The organism is Acinetobacter sp. Tol 5 (assembly GCF_019702905.1).
Classification (GTDB): Bacteria; Pseudomonadota; Gammaproteobacteria; order Pseudomonadales; family Moraxellaceae; genus Acinetobacter; species Acinetobacter bereziniae.
Genome location: NZ_AP024708.1, coordinates 4,529,075 through 4,548,060, shown reverse-complemented (window position 1 = coordinate 4,548,060; position 18,986 = coordinate 4,529,075). Strand labels below are relative to the sequence as shown.

Here is an 18,986-nt window from a genome sequence, read left to right as displayed (position 1 = left end):
CCATGCTTTAAACTATTTCACATCTTTTAAATCAATGCCTTTCGATTCTTTTAGGCTTGCTACAGCAAGTACTGAAATGAATGAAACGATCGCGATATAAATTTCGATAGGCAATGTTGCATCATAAGTCTTAAATAAATATGCACAAATAATCGGTGCCATTGAACCTGCTAAGATTGATGCAAATTGATAAGAAAAAGATACACCTAAATAGCGCATTTTGGTTGGGAATAATTCCGCCAATGTTGCAGATTCAGGTGCGTAAGCCATCGCTTGGAACAATAGACCAATACACATCATCACAAAAATCGTGCCGTAATTGCCTGTGCTAATTGCTGAGAAATAGAAGAATACCCAGATGATTAACCCGATATTTCCAGCCATCATGGTTGGCTTACGTCCAATTTTGTCAGATAAATATCCACTGAAAAGCATGGTGAAGAAGTGGAAAACATTGGCTGCCAGCAAAATCATCAGCACTGTTTTGTATTCAATACCAACTTTCAGGGTGAGGAAAGTGATGGTGAATACCACGATCATATAGTAAGAGGTATTTTCACCTAAACGGAGTAATAATCCAGACGCTAAACGTTTTGGATAAGTGGTGACCAATTCTTTAAAATTAGAAGAATTATCTTGTTTTTCCTCAGCTTGTTTCAGTGCTTCTTGGAAAATAGGGGCATCTTCCACACTACGACGAATCCAATAACCAATAAAAATAATAATGGTTGAAAGCCAAAACGCGACACGCCATCCCCAGCTCAAGAAATCCTCATTGGAGAGAATCATCGACAGTGCCAAAATCACCAAGCTTGCTAAAATATTTCCAGCGCTTACGGCAGACTGTGGGAAGCTTGCCCAAAATCCACGTTGATGATTTGGACTATGTTCACCCACCAATAAGATTGCACCGCCCCATTCTCCACCGACTGCAAAACCTTGGATAAAACGCAGGACAATCAATAACACAGGTGCCATATAGCCAATGCTGTTATAACCGGGTAAGCATCCCATCAAAAATGTGGAAGCACCCACTAAAAATAGACTCAGTTGTAACAGCTTTTTACGTCCATATTTATCACCAAAATGACCAAATACCAGACCACCTAAAGGACGTGCAATAAAACCAATCGCATAGGTTGCAAAGGCAGCAATAATTCCATCTAGCGTGGTTCCTGCATTTGGGAAAAATAAATGACCAAACACTAAAGTACTGGCAATACCATAAATATAAAATTCATACCATTCAGCGACAGTCCCTGCCATGGAGGCACCGACCACCTTTTTAATATTCGGTGGAGCGCTGTCACTTGCAAGCGGTGTAGAAGTATTTCCTGATACTTGTTCCATTCCATCATGTCCTTATTTAATTAAAGTTAAGCTTTAAAATTACCCAAGCATAAATATTTCAATTCGGTATATTCATCCAAACCATGTTTCGAGCCTTCGCGTCCAAGCCCAGAAGCTTTAACTCCTCCAAAAGGGGCTTCTGTGGTAGAAATTAAACCAGTATTAATTCCAACCATGCCATATTGCAGCGCTTCGGCAACGCTAAATGTGCGTTGAAGATTTTCAGTAAAAATATAGGCAGCCAGACCAAATTCAGTGTTATTGGCACGCTGAATTACGTCTTGTTCATTTTCAAATTTAAAAATTGGAGCGAGAGGGGCAAAAGTCTCTTCCCTAAAACACAGCATGTTGTCTTGCGCATTGGCGATAATGGTTGGCTCAAAGTATTGCGCCCCTAATGCGGAAACTTGACCGCCATAAACCAGTTCACCACCTAAGCTGATTGCATCTTCAATATGTTGTTGAATTTTTTCTACCGCTTTTTGATTGATGAGTGGTCCTAGATCTGTATCAGAATCTAACCCATTACCAAGTTTTAACTGAGAGACTTTATCTTTGAGTTTGAGAATAAATTGATCGTAAATACTGCTATGTACAAAGATGCGATTACTACAAACACACGTTTGCCCTGCATTTCGAAATTTACTGTCAATAGTTCCTTGTACGGCATTGTCTAAATCTGCATCTGCAAAGACGATGAGAGGTGCATTGCCACCTAATTCCAGCGAGAGTTTTTTAATGGTTGGTGCGCATTGTTCCATCAATAAAGCACCGACAGGAGTAGATCCTGTAAAACTTAATTTTTGTACAATTGGACTCTGTGTCAATGGGGCAACAATTTCTTTTGAATGACCTGTCACAACATTTAAAACACCTTTGGGAATACCAGCTTGCTCAGCAAGATAAGCGAGCGCAAGTGCAGTTAAAGGTGTTTCTTGAGCAGGTTTGACAATGATACTGCAACCCGCAGCCAATGCCGGTGCTACTTTACGTGTGATCATGGCAGCAGGGAAGTTCCATGGTGTAATGGCGACACATACCCCCACAGGTTCACGGAAAGTGAGTAAACGCTTGTCTTGACTAGGTGCAGGAATCGTTTCGCCATACATACGACGACCTTCTTCAGCAAACCATTCAATAAAACTCGCAGCATAAACAATCTCGCCTTCAGCTTCTTTGAGCGGCTTACCTTGCTCAAGCGTCATGATGCTGGCAAGTTCTTGTTTGTGTTCAATGATGAGTGCAAACCATTTTTTTAAGAGATCAGAACGGTATTTGACGGACTGTTTTTTCCAATCCAGATATGCTTCTTGAGCAAAAATAATCGTTTGCTCAACCTGTGCCACAGTAAGCGCAGGAATTTGTGCAATCACCTGACCTGTCGCTGGATTTTGTACATCGATATGACGTTGATCAGTTGAGTTGATCCAATCACCATTGACATAGGCCTGTTGTTTAAAGGTTGATAAAGAAGCAATATCCATATTGGTTTACTCTTGATAAAGTTGCTGATAACGCTGTCGTTTTTTAACCAATGTTGATTGGTCAATACCTAAAGCTTGGGCTGCCTTTTGTGTGGTTTTAAACACGGCAAGGGCGTGAGAAATAATCTTGAACTCAAAATCATCCACTTGTTTTTTAAGGGTTTCTGATGAGTTCGAAAGGGGTGTATTGAACTGGGTTTCACCACGTAAAGCACACTGTATATCTTCAGGAATATCTTCGGGCAAAATGGTGGATGACTCGCTCAGCACAACAGTTTGCTCAACAAAATTAGTCAGCTCTCGAATGTTCCCTGGCCATGAATAGGCTTTTACCAATTCGATCACTTCTGCCGAGTAGCGTTTGTTGGTGTGATATTTCTTATTGAAATTTGCCAAATACAGTTCTAACAATGGTTCAATTTCAGAGATACGATTTTTTAAATCTTCTAATTTTAATGAGGTGACACAAAGGCGGTAATAAAGATCTCGTCTAAATTTGCCTTGCTCAACCAGTTTTAATAAATCGTGATGCGTTGCAGAGATAATACGAACATCAGTGTAGACATATTCAAAACCACCGACTGGAATAAAACGATTATCTTCAATAACTTTGAGTAATTTTGCTTGCAGTGCCAAAGGTAAGTCGCCAACTTCATCCAAAAATAAAGTACCGCCGTTGACGACTTCAAATAAACCTTTTTTACCTTTTTGCAAGGCACCTGTAAAAGCACCAGGCACATAGCCAAATAATTCAGATTCCAGTAAACCATCTGGCATGGTGGCACAGTTAATTTCTAAGAAGGGCTGATCTTTTCGTGGGCTGTTTTTATGAATAAAACGTGCCAGTACAGTTTTCCCTGTACCTGTGTTGCCCTGAATGAGAATTTTAATATCTGAATGTGCGATACGTTTCGCTCGATTGAAGGTCTTATTGGTACTGTCGCTTAAGTTGGTCAGATAGTTGTCATTCAGCTTGCGTGTTGAATATTTCTTTTGTGTATTGCGAATATCTTCGAGTTCTTTTTGATCTTTTTGTGCTTGAAGTAGAACAGTAATATCACGAACCGATGTGATGACTGCAATGAGTTGATTTTCCTGATCAAATACAGGATGCCCTGTGACCAGCAGTTCAGTATGATTTTGTAAGGACTGTAAAATGGTGGTTTTTTGATGAGTTTGAATCACGTCCATAGAGACTGAACGTGAAAAAACACCTTGATTGACCAAGTCTTGGATCGGATGATCGATTAAATCTTCTCGATTTAAATGCGTCAGCTTTAAATAGGCATCATTAACAAATAAAGTTGTGCCCAGATGATCGGTGATATATACACCGTCATCTAAGGCATTCATGATCGATGTTAATATTTGATAAGAAATATCCGCATCTTTAGAATTGTTTGCAAGAAGATTGACCCAAGTCATGGCAAGAAACTCATTCATTATTAATAAGCTTCATAATAAATGTTTTCGATTTCTTGCTGTGTTAAACGTCGAGGATTATTGCGGAGTAATCTTTCGACTTTAATCGCTTCCGCAGCCAGTTCTGGAATCACTGACTCAGGAATATTGAAATTTCGAAGCCCTTTTGGAATATTGACCATCTCACAAATATTATGTAAACGGCTAATCACACGATCGGCAATTTGAAGATCATTCAGCCCTGTTGTCGGTTCATTAAAGCATTCAGCAATCACTTTAAATTTGTCCAAACAGGCGATGCGGTTGTATTCCATGACGAAAGGCAACAATAAGGCATTACTGACACCATGTGCCATATGGAAACGCCCACCTAAAGGATATGCGAGTGCATGCACTGCACCAACGCCAGCATTACCAAAGGACAAACCTGCCATTAAGCTGGCATTTGCCATATCTTCATGGGCTTGTAAGTCATCTGGATTGGCATAGGCTTTGGGTAAGGCATTGATAATTAATTTCATTGCCTGAATCGCTAAAGCATCTGTTAACGGTGAAGCATTGACAGAAATAAACGATTCAATTGCATGAACCAATGCATCCACACCACTGGCAGCCGTAATATGTGCTGGACAGCTTAACGTCATTTCAGGTGCGACAATTGCAACATCTGGGAGTAAAAAGTCACTCACGATGCCTTTTTTAATTTGGTTTTTAGAGTCAGAAAGAATGGCAATATTCGTGACTTCTGAACCTGTTCCTGCGGTAGTCGGCAATACAATCAGAGGAAGACCTTTTTGACTGACTTTGTTTTCGCCAAAAAAGCTTTCCAAAGGCTCATGATTGTTGCCATAAATTGCAATACATTTTGCGGTATCAATAACACTTCCACCGCCAATTGCGATCACGCCATTATATTGATCTTGCTCAAAGAATTTTTTGGATTGCAAAACCACTTCAATTTCAGGCTCAGGCGTAATGTCCGCATAAATCGAAAATTCAATATGCTGTTGTTGTAAAAGATTGGTAATGGGTGTTAATGAACCTGAATTTAAGATGCCATGATCAGTCAGTATTAAAACTTTAGACATATTTAAATCATGGCAGTATTTGGCTAACTGTTTGGATGCATTAAAGCCAGTCACTAATTTATGTGCAGACTTGAATGTATGAATCGGCATCTTTATTCCATTAAGAAGTACAATTTTTGTGTTTTAAGCAATTGCTGTACCAATTATTTTTAATTATATAAATCAATATCTTAAATTTTTTGTAAAAGATTTTATATGATATTTTTCATTATTTATGAAAAATATCATAAATTGATGATCAATTTTTTTGTCATCGCATTTGTTGGGTAATTGCATCGCCAGATGTAGACCAGGGTCTCCATCGAATTCAGAAGAAAAAATTTACTCAAATAACGCTGAATTAGTTTGACTAAATAAGTCGACGCTTGTCATACAGTTGCTGTAATGCGCCCCTTGTTTCTTGCTGTAACTGTAACAATACATGCTCTACGAGCAAACTGCGCAATTGGCTCTCTCCTTTGAGCTAAAAGTAATTCTCGGTTTTTTGTATAAAAGAAAGGACATCGTTGACTGAGTGAACTATTGTCAAGTGTTTGGTGTGACCAAAATTAGGTCGGTAAAATTGATGGCGAGATTAAGATTATTTGAGTACACTTAAAACAAAAGTTTTGGCAGCAAGAGGGCTAAAACTATTAACTACCGCAGGGAGAAATATAAAAAAGATTCAAACTCACATAGAACAAAAAATAATTGCTGAGCAAAAGAGATTTGATTGAAACAGTGAATGATCAATTAAAAACTTGCATCAGATTGAACATTCACAGTACAGCTCTATGGTAAATATGCCGAACTCAAGTGAATCGGCTTAGCCTACAATCCATCATATTTGACACCAGGAAATACACACAGCATCTCAAATGCCAAATTAGCTGCCAATACTGCCGTTGAACCAAATGGATCATAAGGAGGAGAGACTTCCACTAAATCAGCTCCAACCAGCTGGCAACCTTTCAAACCACGAATAATTTCCAATGATTGTGGAACGGTTAGTCCTGCAATTTCAACAGTTCCTGTACCTGGGGCATATGCAGGATCAATACCATCTATATCGAAGCTTAAATACAATGGACTATCACCAATTTTGGCACGAATCTTATCCATTACTGGTGCTAATGATTTATACCAGCATTGATCAGCTGGAATAACGGTAAAGCCTTGATCAATAGACCACTTGAATTCATCAGCGCTATAGCCAGTGCCACGTAATCCAATCTGAAATACTTTGTCGTTGATTAACAAGCCTTCTTCCACGGCGCGCCTAAATGGTGTGCCATGTGCAATTTTTTCACCAAACATTTCGTCATTCACATCAGCATGTGCATCGATATGTACAACTGCCACTGGTCCATACTTTTTGCTAATAGCACGCAAGATAGGCAATACAATGGTATGATCACCACCCAAGGTGATTGGTTTACAATCGTATTTTAGAATGTTTTCTTGATAAAATGACTCAATGATATCTATGCTTTTCAGTAGGTTAAACGTATTAATTGGCACATCACCAATATCTGCCACTTGTAAACTTTCAAAAGGAGCAGCAAAGGTATTAACGTTATAAGGGCGCAACATTCGTGATTCATCACGAATTTGTCGTGGTCCCAGACGGGAGCCAGGACGATTAGAGGTGCCTATATCAAGCGGAATACCGACGAAAGCCACATCTAGCCCTTCACCATTCATTTGCGTAGGCAAACGCATCATTGTGGCTATCCCACCACAACGCGGCATTTCATTGCCACTTAAGGGCTGATTAAATGGTTTATTGCTCATTTTTATACTCCAATGATGATTTTTAATATGGTGGGCAAGGCTCAATACTTTTGTTCTACTTTTATTGATTCTGTTGCATTCATTAGATCATCTGAAATAGCAATCTCTCGACCTGATAATCGGTCTTGCCATGTATTCAGCACCTCAGCAGGGGTAGGCTTGCTCATCAGGCTCACTACAACATAGGTCACCAAACTCGACAGCAGACCAAAATAGATGGGTTCATTGGCCAATATATTGGTAAAGATCATTGTCGCAAGTGTCACTACCGTACCTACAGTCATAGAAGCCAAGGCGCCAATCCCAGTCGCTCTTTGCCATATAAACCCACCAAGAATTGCAACGAGCAAACCACCCACAAGAATATCATAGGCAATAGTCAATGCAGTCACCACATCACTTACCATCATTGAAATAATAGTCGCAATCATGCCCAGTCCAATGATATATAATCGATTGGCACGTATATCATGTTCAGGATTAATCTCGCCAGACTCACTTTTTCGACCCATCAAATGACCAAAAAATGGCATCACATCAGCTCTGGATACAGTGGCACAGGCAATTAAGGCGCCAGAAGCTGTAGACATCATCGCAGCGAGAGCTGCAGCGAGTACAATTCCCGATAACCCTACAGGCAATACCTTCTCAGCAACAGCTGCAAAAACATCGCTCTTCGCGGAAATATCTGGCAACAAAACAGAAGCTGCAACCCCGATCAAAGCCCCAGCAACCCCATACAACAAGCAATAAATCCCCGCTACAGTACCACCCCAACGAGCGACTTTAGGTGACTGGGCTGTGAACACACGTTGCCAAATATCCTGACCAATTAACATACCAAACGAATAAATCACAAAATAAGTGATGATTGTGTCGATACCTATGGTACCCATATCAAAATGTGCCGCACCAGCTGTTGGACCTAGCTTTGCCATAATACCATCGTAACCCCCAGCCTGAGTCCAAGCAAATGGCAGCAATAAAACAAATATGCCAATCGTCTTAAGCACGAACTGCACCATGTCAGTTAACGTGATTGACCACATCCCGCCAATCGAAGAGTAAAGCATGACAATAACAGCACCGATCATCACAGAAATCCACTGTGGTGTACCGAATAGCACATTAAAGATGGTTGCATATGCAATTGTTGAGGTGACTGTCAGCATTAGTGTGTATAACACCATCACAATACCAGATGCCGCAGTCCCATTAATGCCATATCTTAATTGTAGCATCTGGGCAACCGTAAACACGCGCAATCGTTGGATTGGGCTGGCAAAAAACAGGCTGAGCAAAATTATGCCAATAGCAATCGCGACCACGAGCCACATACCAGAAATACCAAACTTGTAACCAAGACCAACTCCACCCACGGTGGATGCACCACCAAGTACGACCGCCGCCATAGTACCTGTATATAGCCCAAAACCAAGACGACGACCTGCGACCAAAAAATCACTACTGTTCTTGGTCCTTGCTTTTCCTAAAAAGCCAAATATCAGCATTACAACAAGATAAAAAACAACAATCGCAATATCAATACCCATAGAAATTTTCCTTTTCTTTTTTTATTCAAATATTTGCTGTAGATTTTCAACAGCAAGCATGACATAAGCCAGTTCAGTTTCTTTACTAAAAAAAGCTGAATGAGGTGTTACCACAATCCTTGGTTCATGCAGTACAGGGTCATCTGCTTCAGGAGGCTCTGGATCAACGACATCAAGAAATGCGCCACGCAGTCTTCCAGACTGAACAGCTGCAATGAGTGCTTGTGTATCCACCAATTCACCACGTGCAACATTAATGATCGACGCACCATGAGGCATTAACTCAATCGTGCGCGTATTCACAATATGATGATTCTCCAATGTAGCTGGCGCATGTAAGGTCAGCACATCTGCAATCTGAAAAAGATCATTGAGTGAATCAACACGTCCAACCGTTATAGGCCATGCCTCAGTGGGTATATATGGATCATAGGCAACAACACGTCCAAATAATGGCAGGGCAAGTGTGACCAATTCTCTAGCAATACGCCCCATACCGTAAACAGCAAGTGTGAGTTCACTGATTCGTGGAGGTGCTGGAATTTTTTTAAAATCCCAACACTTTGATGCCTCACGTGCAGCAGGAATTTCTCTCAACAACGTCAGTATGCCTGCCAATGCATGTGTTGCGACCTCCTCAGTGGCTGGACTAGGCAGTGAAAAAACAGCAATGCCCGCTGCTTTTGCAGCATGCATGTCAATCTGGTCTAGCCCTGTCGTGGTGGTCACAATTACTTTCAACAATGGGGCTGCTGCAATTACACTTGCATCAATACGGCAAAAACTGACAATCAGCCCTTCCAAATCAGCCAAGTGTGTAAGCAAACCTTCTCCTTCATGAAGCAAAATCGTGTCATGTCCAGCCGCATCCAACACAGCAATACCTGGGGTAAAGTCAAGTCCCCCTGTATCGGTAATAGCAATTCTTGCCATGTTCGATTAATCCTTATATGACGGATCTATACGATCTAGTTTACGTAACCACGCCTGCCAAACAATTTGACGCTCATGTTCTACACCTTGAAATTGCTGACTCACATGTTGACATAAAGCAGGTTCGACCTGTCGCACCTGCCCAAGTATTGCCAATTGACTTGCGGCCAATTGTATTTCACAAGCACGGTTCAGGTAGTACATGATCTGAAAAGCATCAGCAACGGTTGCTCCAACTGATAACAAACCGTGACTACGTAGAATCAAGGCACTATTATTGCCTAGTGATGTCTGGAGGCGACTACGCTCATCTAGATTAAAAGCGACGCCTTCATAATCGTGATAACCAACCCGATTGTAATATTCAAGACTGATCTGATTGAGTGGCAACAACCCCTGTTCACTGGCAGCCACCGCCATACCTGCTAATGTATGCGTATGGATAACACAATGTGCATCTTCTCTTGCCATGTGTACGGCACTATGAATAGTAAATCCTGCTGGATTATATGGAGAGTGTCCTGATATGACTTTACCTTGTAAATCAACCACAATCAGATCACTGGCACACACCTCATCAAACATTAGACCAAATGGATTAATCAGAAAGCGTGGTTCCCCTTCACCAGGGAGGCGGGCTGAAAAATGAGTATATAAAGTGTCCTCCCAACCAAACATGGCAGCCAAACGATAGGCAGCAGCCAAATCACGCCGTAACGTGCTTTCATCATCAATGATTTTAGCTGGGTCACTGATCATTTTTATTCCTTCAATTTGTCTTTATTTTTCGAACACTAGAGCGCTTTTGAAAGTAGTTTTGTGGTCATTCAGGCTTTATGCAATACCTTATAAATCCAAGCTTATCCGTGCTCAAATTTTAACCAATGCAAGAGGTCTAATATAAATATCACCTCTAATGTAATAACTACTGTGCTGGTTATATTAAATCCAGCTCGCGCTCTACACGAATTTCCTGTTTCTACTATGTCGCGTAGATGAATGACAAACGAGAGCCAATTTGATAAAACTCAAAGGAGCCAATCAAATCACTTGCTGAAAAATAATTATTGGCTTGCTTAGTCTGCATATGACAGTATTTAAAGAAAAAAATAGAGCTTGAAAAATAAGACTAACATTGTTGATGCAGGTGACTGCAAAGATGTCATCTCAACATCTATCTGGTTGATTGAGACTTGGAAACCAATCAACTTTGACAATGAAATGTAGTCAAACAGATAAAATCTAAGACCTTAGATTTTATAGGTTATTCAGAACATTTTAGATGGACAGTTTTAGCCAAGTGTGATGGACGTTTTTCTATTCGAGTCGTTGTTGCTTAATTTGAAATTCATAAAAAATACTATTTTAAGCTGGAGAAAACGTATTGGAATTAAAAACGTACATGTCCTCGTAGACCCCCAAAAATTCATGATCGAGCTTTAATTGAGATAGTCTTGATTTAATCCAATAGAGAATCGTAGATAAGGGTTAAACGTAAGCGTTGGGAATATTAGTAGATTCTATGGTTTGCTTATTTCAAATATTCTTTCATCGCTTTATGAGAAATTAAACGTTTTGACGATATAACTTTATAAACCTTGAATAGAATCAATAAAAAAGCCCCGATCTTTCGATCAGGGCTTTTTGAATTTGGAGCGGGAAAGGAGACTCGAACTCCCGACCCCAACCTTGGCAAGGTTATGCTCTACCAACTGAGCTATTCCCGCGGAGTCTGTCCAATTTTTTAAATAAAAAACTGAATAAAAAAAATTTTGGAGCGGGAAAGGAGACTCGAACTCCCGACCCCAACCTTGGCAAGGTTATGCTCTACCAACTGAGCTATTCCCGCGGAGTCTGTCCAATTTTTTAAATAAAAAACTGAATAAAAAAAATTTGAGCGGGAAAGGAGACTCGAACTCCCGACCCCAACCTTGGCAAGGTTATGCTCTACCAACTGAGCTATTCCCGCATGCGGTGTATAATACATCAACAAATGATAGGGTCAAGATTTTTCTGCAAGGTTCACGGTTAATTGCATAAAATAAAGACATTTTTATGAAAAAAATTCAAAATTCAATTTAAAACATTCTAATCTGGTTGTAAAAGTCGAGCTTTAGTCACGGAGAAGTATCAAGAATCCGTTATAATATGGAATCTACCCGTTGGCATCTCTAAAAGGAAAGCGCATGAGTTTAGAACAGCAATTGATTGAACAGTTAAATCAACTTGAGCCATCTCATTTAGAAGTGATCAATGAGTCTTCAGGTCATGGTGGATATTTTCCGGGTAAAGAATCACACTTTAAAGTGGTGATCGTCAGTGAGCAATTTGCTGGATTACGTTTGGTACAGCGACATCAAAAGGTCTATGCAGTCGCTCAAGAACTCCTTAGCCCTGGAAAAATTCATGCTTTGGCGATTCATGCCTACATCCCAAGTGAATGGCAAGGTCAAGCACCTGCAAGCCCTGAATGTGCACATGCACCTAAGTCATAACACTTAGGACGATTTAAGATGGATATACATCTATTCGTTAAAATTATTCATATGAGCAGTGTGGTCTTACTCATACTGGTTTTTATTTTACGTGCAGTGACTTTATTTGTGGGTACGAAAGGTCAACAGCCAAGTCCAAAAGGACGTGTTGCCTTGGTTGCCTTTCAGCATCTTTCATTGACAATCATTGTGCTCACGGGTATCTCTTTATTAATCATCAATGATTTCAAAGTACAGCCGTGGTTCTATGCCAAAGTCATGCTGTTTATTGTCTTTCTTTCCTCACAAATTAAAGCCTATAAAAAAGATGATTCGGTGCTTTTGGTTCAACGCCGTGCAGGTATGGTGATTGGAGCAGTAGCGTTGATTGCAACCTTAAGCTTGGTGATGATTAAACCAGTTTTTAGTTGATTGTCAGACATGAATTTCACACTTGGATAAGGTCTAGGTTAAACTGTATACACGTTTAAAAATAATGAGATATTGGGGATTGATATGTTGACTCGTGTGGTGTTTAACCAAAAGGGCGGTGTAGGGAAATCAAGTATTACCGTAAATCTCGCAGCCATTAGTGCCTATCAAGGTTTTAAAACACTGGTGATCGACTTAGATCCTCAAGCGAACTCAAGCCAATATTTGTTAGGCGATGATGCAACCTATTCTGCGGAAAAGACAGCTTTAGAACCCAATATTGAAAACTTCTTTAATGATGTGCTAGGGAATAATCAGCAAAAAGGTCTGATTGGTAATGCACTGGGCACGCTTCTCAAAACAAAGAATAAGGGCTTTGAACAATATATCCATCGCTCACCATTTAAAGATTTAGATGTATTGCCAGCGAGTCCGAGTTTGGGCGAATTAGAGCATGCTTTAGAATCTAAGCATAAGATTTATAAACTGCGTGATGCTATTCAAACTTTGTCTGATCAATATGAGCGTATTTATATTGATACACCTCCAGCATTTAACTTCTTTACCTTGTCTGCGTTGATTTCGGCAGATCGCGTATTGATTCCATTTGATTGTGATGTGTTCTCAAAACGAGCATTACAAACTTTGATTGAAAATGTTATTGAAACACAAGATGACCATAATGATCGCCTTGAAATTGAAGGTATTGTGGTGAATCAATATCAGGCACAAGCCAAATTACCGCGTGAAGTGGTCCAGCAACTCAAAGATGAAGGCTTGCCTGTTTTAGAAAATATGTTGCCACCATCCGTATTAATGAAAGAGTCACATCATAAAAATCTACCATTAATTCATTTGGCTACAGATCATAAATTGACTCAAGCCTATCAATCATTGTTCAATGAGATTGATAAAAAATAATTTCGAGATTGTAATGAAATCATTGAAAATGACTTCTGCTAAATTAGCTGTTGTTACCTTAACGACGGTACTTATATCTGCATGTGCGACGACGGTGAAGCCGACCTATGTGTCACCAACGCAGTATCAATCCATGAACTGTATGCAACTGGCAACAGAATTTAACCGCATTCAACAATATATCAATAATGGCGTTCAACCAGCAAAACGCACAGGTGTTGGAGTTGGTTTAGGTGTTGGTGGTGGTTGGGGCAGCGGTGGCTGGGGTTGGGGAATTGGTCCAAGTATCTCGGTGAATTTAGGACAATCTTCAAACACTAAGAACACTGAACTATCTCGCCTCTATGGTGAGCAAGATGCGCTTTCACAAGCAGCTCAATTTAAAAACTGTCCTTATGTACCTAAACGTCAGCAAGTAAAAAAATAAACACTTTTAAACAGAAACAACACAGCCGATTTTAAAATCGGCTGTGTTGTTATATGAATCTTTTGCGAGTCATTTATTCATTGTCTGGCAGTTTATGTTTGTTAAAAAACTTATGACGGATATAGCCAATGATGCCAGGGAGTACGCTTAAAATAATAATACCAAATACTAAATGGGTGAAATTATCTTTTACGATTGGCATATTACCAAATAAATAACCTAAAATAATAAAAGAACCCACCCAGCAAATTCCACCTACCGCATTATAAGTGAGAAAGTATTTATAATTCATACTTCCTGCACCTGCCACAAAGGGCGCAAATGTACGGGCAAAAGGAATAAAACGAGCAAAAATAATCGTTTTTCCACCATGCTTTTCAAAAAACTGTGAGGTTTTAAGCAAATGTTCTTTATTGATAAATTTTGAATCAATTTCGAAAACACGTGGACCAATATACTTGCCAATATGGTAATTTAAAGTATCACCAAGAACGGCGGCAATAAATAACAGTACAATTAAAACGGTTGGATCCATTGCACCTGTAGATGCAGCTAAAGCACCCGCTGCAAAGAGTAAGCTGTCCCCAGGTAAAAAGGGCATGACCACTAGACCTGTTTCAACGAAAATAATCAGGAATAAGATTCCATATACCCAAACACCGTAATTTTTAATAAATTCAAAAAGGTGCTCATCTATATGCAAAATAAAATCAATCAGATCCATAAGGCAAAAACTATGCGAATTGGTGCACAAATCCTAGCAGTGTGAGTTATGAAAGTCAGTATTAAAAAGTAAATATTTAAATTTATCATTGTTCTTAATTTGAAACGATAAGTTTAAAATTTAGGTATCGATCTGAAAATTTTTACTGACTAATATATATCCATCTTCAAAACGAAATACAAATTTAGGTGTTCTCATGTTTAATCCAAATGTTGTAGTTAAAAATATTGTAAATCAGCCGAGTACGAATGCATTCATTGCATTGGTTGCTCGAATCTTAATGGCTTATATTTTCCTTGTGGCAGGTTGGGGAAAAATCACAGCATATAGTGCAACAGTCGGTTATATGGAATCTATGGGTGTACCGGGTGCAATGTTGCCTTTAACAATTTTGGTTGAGTTTGGTGGTGGTTTAGCGTTGTTATTTGGTTTTCAAGCACGATTTGCTGCATTTGGTTTAGGTGTTTTTAGTTTGATTACGGCTTTCTTATTCCACGGTGGTGAAACAGATGCAATTAACTTTATGAAAAACTTTGCAATGGCGGGTGGTCTATTTTTCTTAATGCTTCATGGAGCAGGGCGTTTCAGTATTGATCATGCCATTGAAAAATAAAACTGAACATGCAAACAAGCCAGATCAACCTCTGGCTTTTTTGTGTTTTGATTTTGGTTTATTCAAACAGATGAATCGGTTTATGCTATGTCAAAGACCTTATTTAAGCTTGCACAATGAAAAAAGAAATCTTAGAAAGAATACAAGCGCTTGGTGGTAATATTGACCAGATCAAAGGAGTATCGTGGATAGATGACTTATGCGCTATTCGTTTCAATAGCGTTTTATATGAACGACCTCAAGATACGCCTTGGGCAACAGCGGATGATCAAGAACCTATTTATGGTCTAGGTGAATATATCGATCAACATCAAGCCGAACTCGATAAAAATCCTGATGCCTTTTTCACTCAACTGATTCAAGAATATTATCAACTGACTGAAGAAGGACGAGGGCAAAGCTTTTGGCAACCCATACTCTTTACTCCCTATAAAGAAGGCACGGCTGATTTTAAAGAATGGAATGATGACTTTTTAGACGATGATATTGATCTCAACGCAATCATCCAACTGACTCAAAATCCAAAACCTGAGCTTTTACAACTCTTTTACCGTTATGGTTTTCCTGATCATTTATATATTTGTGCCTCAGATCCCTGTCCTGAAAATCCCACCCTATTCGGCACAGATCATGAGGTTTTTTTTAGAGAAGTGACGAATGAAGGTTGTTTAGAAAGTTTTTTAAATCGATGTATGACACCAACCGAATTGATCGAAATCATTAAACGGAAAATGAATCTATAAGTTGATTATTTAAAATGATTTTTTAGAAAGATTGTGAACTTGCTTGAATGGAGTGCGTACAGCTTATAAAAATGATAGAATATGGCGCTTATATTCGTTTGCCTGCATAGTTGTTGACTCATGACTACCAATACTCAAATTACTGAAGATCGTATCCTTATCTTGGATTTCGGTTCTCAATATAGCCAGCTTATTGCACGCCGTGTACGTGAAGCTGGTGTATATTCTGAAATGTATGCTTTTGATATGTCTGAAGAAGACATTCGTGCCTTTAATCCAAATGGTATCATCTTGTCGGGTGGTCCAGAGAGTGTGCATGAGGAAGGTAGTCCACGTGCGCCAAAATGTGTATTCGAATTAGGCGTACCAGTATTGGGTATTTGCTATGGTTTACAAACCATGTCTGAACAGCTTGGCGGTAAAGTAGAACCAGGTACAGTACATGAGTTTGGTTATGCTGCCGTTGATGTCTTGGTTCGTGACCAACTGCTTGGCGATTTAAACGATGGCGAAGACAAACTCAATGTTTGGATGAGCCATGGCGATAAAGTTTCAGCAATCCCTGAAGGCTTTAAAGTGACTGCAAGTACACCAAGTTGCCCGTTTGCAGCAGTGAGTGATGAAACTCGTCGTTTTTATGGTGTGCAATTCCACCCAGAAGTTACTCATACAGCTAAAGGTGCAGAGTTATTGTCTAACTTCGTACATGGAATCTGTGGTTGCCGTAATCTTTGGAACTCTGAAAATATCATCGACTTACGTGTTGAACAATTACGTGAGCAAATTGGTGATCAAAAAGTTCTTTTAGGTCTTTCTGGTGGTGTGGATTCTTCAGTTGTTGCTGCATTGCTTCATAAAGCAATTGGTGATCAATTGACATGTGTATTTGTTGACAACGGTTTACTTCGTTTAAATGAAGGTCAGCAAGTGATGGATATGTTCGCGAAAAACATGGGTATTCGTGTGATTCGTGCGGATGCTGAAAATCGCTTCTTATCTGCGCTTGCAGGTGAAGTTGATCCAGAGAAAAAACGTAAAATTATTGGTCGTGAATTCATCGAAGTATTTGCAGAAGAAGCACGTAAACTTGATGGTGTAAACTTCCTTGCGCAAGGTACGATTTATCCTGACGTGATTGAGTCTGCGGCAACTAAAAATGGTAAGGCGCATGTGATTAAATCACACCATAATGTAGGTGGTTTGCCAGAAGATTTGGCATTCGAGTTGGTTGAGCCAATTCGTGATTTGTTTAAAGATGAAGTGCGTCGTTTAGGCACAACTTTAGGCTTACCACATGAAATGCTGTATCGTCACCCATTCCCAGGTCCAGGTTTAGGTGTTCGTATTTTGGGTGAAGTGAAGAAAGAATATGCTGATATTCTTCGCCTTGCAGATGACATCTTTATGCAAGAGCTTCGTGCAAGTGGTTGGTATGACAAAACTGCGCAAGCTTTCGCTGTATTCCAACCTGTAAAATCAGTGGGTGTGGTGGGTGATGGTCGTCGTTATGCTTGGGTCATTGCGCTGCGTGCGGTTGAAACTGTTGACTTTATGACTGCTCGTTTTGCTCACTTGCCGTATGAGTTGGTGGATAAAATCTCGACACGTATCATGAATGAAATTAAAGATGTTTCTCGTGTTGTTTATGACGTATCCTCTAAGCCACCAGCAACAATTGAATGGGAGTAAAATCAGGGTTTCAAGAAGCAACGCTTCTTGCTGATTTTACGCCAAGAGCTGTGCTCGCGGCAGCAGGGACTTTTTAAAATTAACGCTTCTTGCCTGAATTACGCCAAGGGCTGTGCCCGCGGCAGCAGGGGCTTTCTAAAAGCAACGCTTCTTGCCTGAATTACGCTAAGGGCTGTGCCCGCGGCAGCAGGGGCTTTCTAAAAGCGAAGCTTCTTGCCTGAATTACGCCAAGAGCTGTGCTCGCGGCAGCAGGAGCTTTCTAAAAGCAAAGCTTCTTGTTGATTTTATGCCAAGGGCTATGCTTTTAGTGGGTTCGAGAAATGACTTTTAAAAAGAGCGCTTAGGCGCTTTTTTTAATATAATTAAAAAAATGAAAAATGTATTAGAGTAATTATGTATACCCACTACGATTTGATGTTGCCATTACTTAAAGTTATGCAGCTAAATGATGTGACTTATAGCTTAAAAGAAGCATATGACGCACTCATTCTTGAATTACATTGTTCAGAAGAAGAAATAAATGAAACAATGGAAGATGGGCGGAATGTTATTTTTTATAGATTACAATGGGCAAAGACATATTTAAAAAAAGCAGGATTTATTGATTATCCACAAAGAGCGCATTTTAAGTTGTCTAATCTCGGTAGAGGCATAGATCTTAAAAATCTTAAAAAACTAGATCGTAAATATCTATCTCAATTTGATTCATTTAATGAGTTTAGAAAAGTAAATTTAAAAGCTCAAAAAGAACTAAGAAAAGAGAATGTTGAGGAAATAAATTTAAGTTCGGACGAGTTGACTCCGCCAGAAATAATCACTCAACAATCTAACCTATTAAAGAATGATTTAAAAATAGATCTACTTACTTTGGTTAAAAATAACTCACCTCAATTTTTTGAAAGATTAGTTGTCGATTTACTTGTTGCAATGGGATATGGCGGTTCACATCAAGATGCGGCTCAAGCAATTGGTAAAACAAGTGATGGAGGGATTGACGGGATTATAAGCGAGGACCGCTTAGGTCTAGACAAAATTTATGTTCAAGCCAAACGTTGGGAGAATACTGTTGGGCGACCAGATATTCAACAATTCAAAGGCGCTTTAGCAGATCAAGTTGCCAAAAAGGGGGTATTTATTACTACATCAAGTTTTAGCCGAGAGGCTATTGAGTCTGCAAAGAAATCCGGAATTGTTTTAATTGATGGTGATAAATTGACATCATTAATGATTGAATTCGGTTTAGGTGTTCAGATTGAAAGAAGTTTTTATATTTATAAGATAGATCAAGATCGTTTTGATGAAGACAACTTTTAAGTACTAAATATAATTAACAGTATTAAACAAACACAAAAAAGCCAGT

The 18,986-nt window shown here is 39.4% G+C and carries 17 protein-coding genes and 3 tRNA genes; 8 read left to right on the top strand and 12 right to left on the bottom strand.

Features of this window, described 5'->3' with window-relative positions:
• Positions 1 to 12: 12 nt before the first annotated feature.
• The 11 genes from TOL5_RS21095 to TOL5_RS21045 form a co-directional block, all read right to left on the bottom strand.
• On the bottom strand, positions 13 to 1,350 hold the full coding sequence (locus TOL5_RS21095) for an MFS transporter (protein WP_005034674.1): 1,338 nt from the start codon (positions 1,348 to 1,350) through the stop codon (positions 13 to 15).
• 26 nt (positions 1,351 to 1,376) lie between these two features.
• Positions 1,377 to 2,834 carry an NAD-dependent succinate-semialdehyde dehydrogenase gene (locus TOL5_RS21090; protein WP_058968618.1) on the bottom strand — a complete coding sequence of 486 codons (1,458 nt, stop codon included), beginning with the start codon at positions 2,832 to 2,834 and terminating at the stop codon, positions 1,377 to 1,379.
• Positions 2,835 to 2,840: 6 nt separating this feature from the next.
• Positions 2,841 to 4,277, bottom strand: coding sequence for a sigma-54 interaction domain-containing protein (locus TOL5_RS21085; protein WP_227543960.1), 1,437 nt, complete (start codon positions 4,275 to 4,277; stop codon positions 2,841 to 2,843).
• 2 nt (positions 4,278 to 4,279) lie between these two features.
• On the bottom strand, positions 4,280 to 5,434 hold the full coding sequence (locus tag TOL5_RS21080) for an iron-containing alcohol dehydrogenase (RefSeq protein ID WP_046760490.1): 1,155 nt from the start codon (positions 5,432 to 5,434) through the stop codon (positions 4,280 to 4,282).
• Positions 5,435 to 6,154: 720 nt separating this feature from the next.
• Complete coding sequence (gene speB, locus TOL5_RS21075) at positions 6,155 to 7,117, bottom strand: agmatinase (protein WP_139420649.1); 963 nt, start codon at positions 7,115 to 7,117, stop codon at positions 6,155 to 6,157.
• Positions 7,118 to 7,158: 41 nt separating this feature from the next.
• The gene (locus TOL5_RS21070) at positions 7,159 to 8,670 is read right to left on the bottom strand and encodes a sodium:solute symporter (protein ID WP_121774053.1); all 1,512 of its coding nucleotides are present in this window, start codon (positions 8,668 to 8,670) and stop codon (positions 7,159 to 7,161) included.
• Between the two features lie 21 nt (positions 8,671 to 8,691).
• Positions 8,692 to 9,603 carry a C-terminal binding protein gene (locus TOL5_RS21065; RefSeq protein ID WP_009585126.1) on the bottom strand — a complete coding sequence of 304 codons (912 nt, stop codon included), beginning with the start codon at positions 9,601 to 9,603 and terminating at the stop codon, positions 8,692 to 8,694.
• 6 nt (positions 9,604 to 9,609) lie between these two features.
• Complete coding sequence (locus tag TOL5_RS21060) at positions 9,610 to 10,362, bottom strand: class II aldolase/adducin family protein (protein ID WP_005034660.1); 753 nt, start codon at positions 10,360 to 10,362, stop codon at positions 9,610 to 9,612.
• Positions 10,363 to 11,254: 892 nt separating this feature from the next.
• A tRNA-Gly gene (locus tag TOL5_RS21055) sits at positions 11,255 to 11,330 on the bottom strand.
• A gap of 46 nt (positions 11,331 to 11,376) precedes the next feature.
• Positions 11,377 to 11,452: transfer RNA gene (locus TOL5_RS21050), tRNA-Gly, on the bottom strand.
• A gap of 47 nt (positions 11,453 to 11,499) precedes the next feature.
• Positions 11,500 to 11,572: transfer RNA gene (locus tag TOL5_RS21045), tRNA-Gly, on the bottom strand.
• Between the two features lie 217 nt (positions 11,573 to 11,789).
• On the opposite strand from TOL5_RS21045, the gene TOL5_RS21040 reads away from it, so the two are divergent.
• From TOL5_RS21040 to TOL5_RS21025, 4 genes are all read left to right on the top strand, one after another.
• A complete protein-coding gene (locus TOL5_RS21040; RefSeq protein WP_004832071.1) occupies positions 11,790 to 12,098 on the top strand; it encodes a BolA family protein in 309 nt (102 codons plus the stop codon).
• Between the two features lie 18 nt (positions 12,099 to 12,116).
• Entirely contained in the window at positions 12,117 to 12,509 is a 393-nt protein-coding gene (locus tag TOL5_RS21035; RefSeq protein ID WP_121774054.1) for a SirB2 family protein, read from the top strand.
• 84 nt (positions 12,510 to 12,593) lie between these two features.
• Complete coding sequence (locus TOL5_RS21030; RefSeq protein WP_005034655.1) at positions 12,594 to 13,430, top strand: ParA family protein; 837 nt, start codon at positions 12,594 to 12,596, stop codon at positions 13,428 to 13,430.
• Between the two features lie 13 nt (positions 13,431 to 13,443).
• On the top strand, positions 13,444 to 13,857 hold the full coding sequence (locus TOL5_RS21025; RefSeq protein WP_121774055.1) for a hypothetical protein: 414 nt from the start codon (positions 13,444 to 13,446) through the stop codon (positions 13,855 to 13,857).
• 73 nt (positions 13,858 to 13,930) lie between these two features.
• Here TOL5_RS21025 and TOL5_RS21020 read toward each other — a convergent pair whose 3' ends face one another.
• Entirely contained in the window at positions 13,931 to 14,581 is a 651-nt protein-coding gene (locus TOL5_RS21020) for a DedA family protein (protein WP_004832063.1), read from the bottom strand.
• Positions 14,582 to 14,777: 196 nt separating this feature from the next.
• Between TOL5_RS21020 and TOL5_RS21015 the strand changes: the two genes are divergently transcribed.
• The 4 genes from TOL5_RS21015 (at position 14,778) to TOL5_RS21000 (ending at position 18,940) form a co-directional block, all read left to right on the top strand.
• Positions 14,778 to 15,194 (top strand): DoxX family protein, encoded by a 417-nt coding sequence (locus TOL5_RS21015; protein ID WP_009585111.1) that lies wholly within the window; start codon positions 14,778 to 14,780, stop codon positions 15,192 to 15,194.
• A gap of 116 nt (positions 15,195 to 15,310) precedes the next feature.
• Positions 15,311 to 15,937 carry a hypothetical protein gene (locus tag TOL5_RS21010; protein ID WP_121774056.1) on the top strand — a complete coding sequence of 209 codons (627 nt, stop codon included), beginning with the start codon at positions 15,311 to 15,313 and terminating at the stop codon, positions 15,935 to 15,937.
• Between the two features lie 120 nt (positions 15,938 to 16,057).
• Positions 16,058 to 17,626, top strand: a complete 1,569-nt coding sequence (gene guaA, locus TOL5_RS21005; RefSeq protein WP_004832057.1) for a glutamine-hydrolyzing GMP synthase — start codon at positions 16,058 to 16,060, stop codon at positions 17,624 to 17,626.
• A 393-nt stretch (positions 17,627 to 18,019) separates the two neighbouring features.
• A complete protein-coding gene (locus TOL5_RS21000; RefSeq protein WP_046760499.1) occupies positions 18,020 to 18,940 on the top strand; it encodes a restriction endonuclease in 921 nt (306 codons plus the stop codon).
• Positions 18,941 to 18,986 lie beyond the last annotated feature (46 nt).

What these genes read in the sequence shown, in the direction of transcription:
- TOL5_RS21085 (WP_227543960.1), bottom strand. Translation starts at nt 4,277, where the DNA reads ATGAATGAGTTTCTTGCCATGACTTGGGTCAATCTTCTTGCAAACAAT.
- TOL5_RS21030 (WP_005034655.1), top strand. Translation starts at nt 12,594, where the DNA reads ATGTTGACTCGTGTGGTGTTTAACCAAAAGGGCGGTGTAGGGAAATCA.
- TOL5_RS21025 (WP_121774055.1), top strand. Translation starts at nt 13,444, where the DNA reads ATGAAATCATTGAAAATGACTTCTGCTAAATTAGCTGTTGTTACCTTA.
- TOL5_RS21000 (WP_046760499.1), top strand. Translation starts at nt 18,020, where the DNA reads ATGTATACCCACTACGATTTGATGTTGCCATTACTTAAAGTTATGCAG.
- TOL5_RS21060 (WP_005034660.1), bottom strand. Translation starts at nt 10,362, where the DNA reads ATGATCAGTGACCCAGCTAAAATCATTGATGATGAAAGCACGTTACGG.
- TOL5_RS21065 (WP_009585126.1), bottom strand. Translation starts at nt 9,603, where the DNA reads ATGGCAAGAATTGCTATTACCGATACAGGGGGACTTGACTTTACCCCA.
- TOL5_RS21015 (WP_009585111.1), top strand. Translation starts at nt 14,778, where the DNA reads ATGTTTAATCCAAATGTTGTAGTTAAAAATATTGTAAATCAGCCGAGT.
- TOL5_RS21090 (WP_058968618.1), bottom strand. Translation starts at nt 2,834, where the DNA reads ATGGATATTGCTTCTTTATCAACCTTTAAACAACAGGCCTATGTCAAT.
- TOL5_RS21070 (WP_121774053.1), bottom strand. Translation starts at nt 8,670, where the DNA reads ATGGGTATTGATATTGCGATTGTTGTTTTTTATCTTGTTGTAATGCTG.
- TOL5_RS21010 (WP_121774056.1), top strand. Translation starts at nt 15,311, where the DNA reads ATGAAAAAAGAAATCTTAGAAAGAATACAAGCGCTTGGTGGTAATATT.
- TOL5_RS21095 (WP_005034674.1), bottom strand. Translation starts at nt 1,350, where the DNA reads ATGGAACAAGTATCAGGAAATACTTCTACACCGCTTGCAAGTGACAGC.
- guaA (WP_004832057.1), top strand. Translation starts at nt 16,058, where the DNA reads ATGACTACCAATACTCAAATTACTGAAGATCGTATCCTTATCTTGGAT.
- TOL5_RS21020 (WP_004832063.1), bottom strand. Translation starts at nt 14,581, where the DNA reads ATGGATCTGATTGATTTTATTTTGCATATAGATGAGCACCTTTTTGAA.
- speB (WP_139420649.1), bottom strand. Translation starts at nt 7,117, where the DNA reads ATGAGCAATAAACCATTTAATCAGCCCTTAAGTGGCAATGAAATGCCG.
- TOL5_RS21040 (WP_004832071.1), top strand. Translation starts at nt 11,790, where the DNA reads ATGAGTTTAGAACAGCAATTGATTGAACAGTTAAATCAACTTGAGCCA.
- TOL5_RS21035 (WP_121774054.1), top strand. Translation starts at nt 12,117, where the DNA reads ATGGATATACATCTATTCGTTAAAATTATTCATATGAGCAGTGTGGTC.
- TOL5_RS21080 (WP_046760490.1), bottom strand. Translation starts at nt 5,434, where the DNA reads ATGCCGATTCATACATTCAAGTCTGCACATAAATTAGTGACTGGCTTT.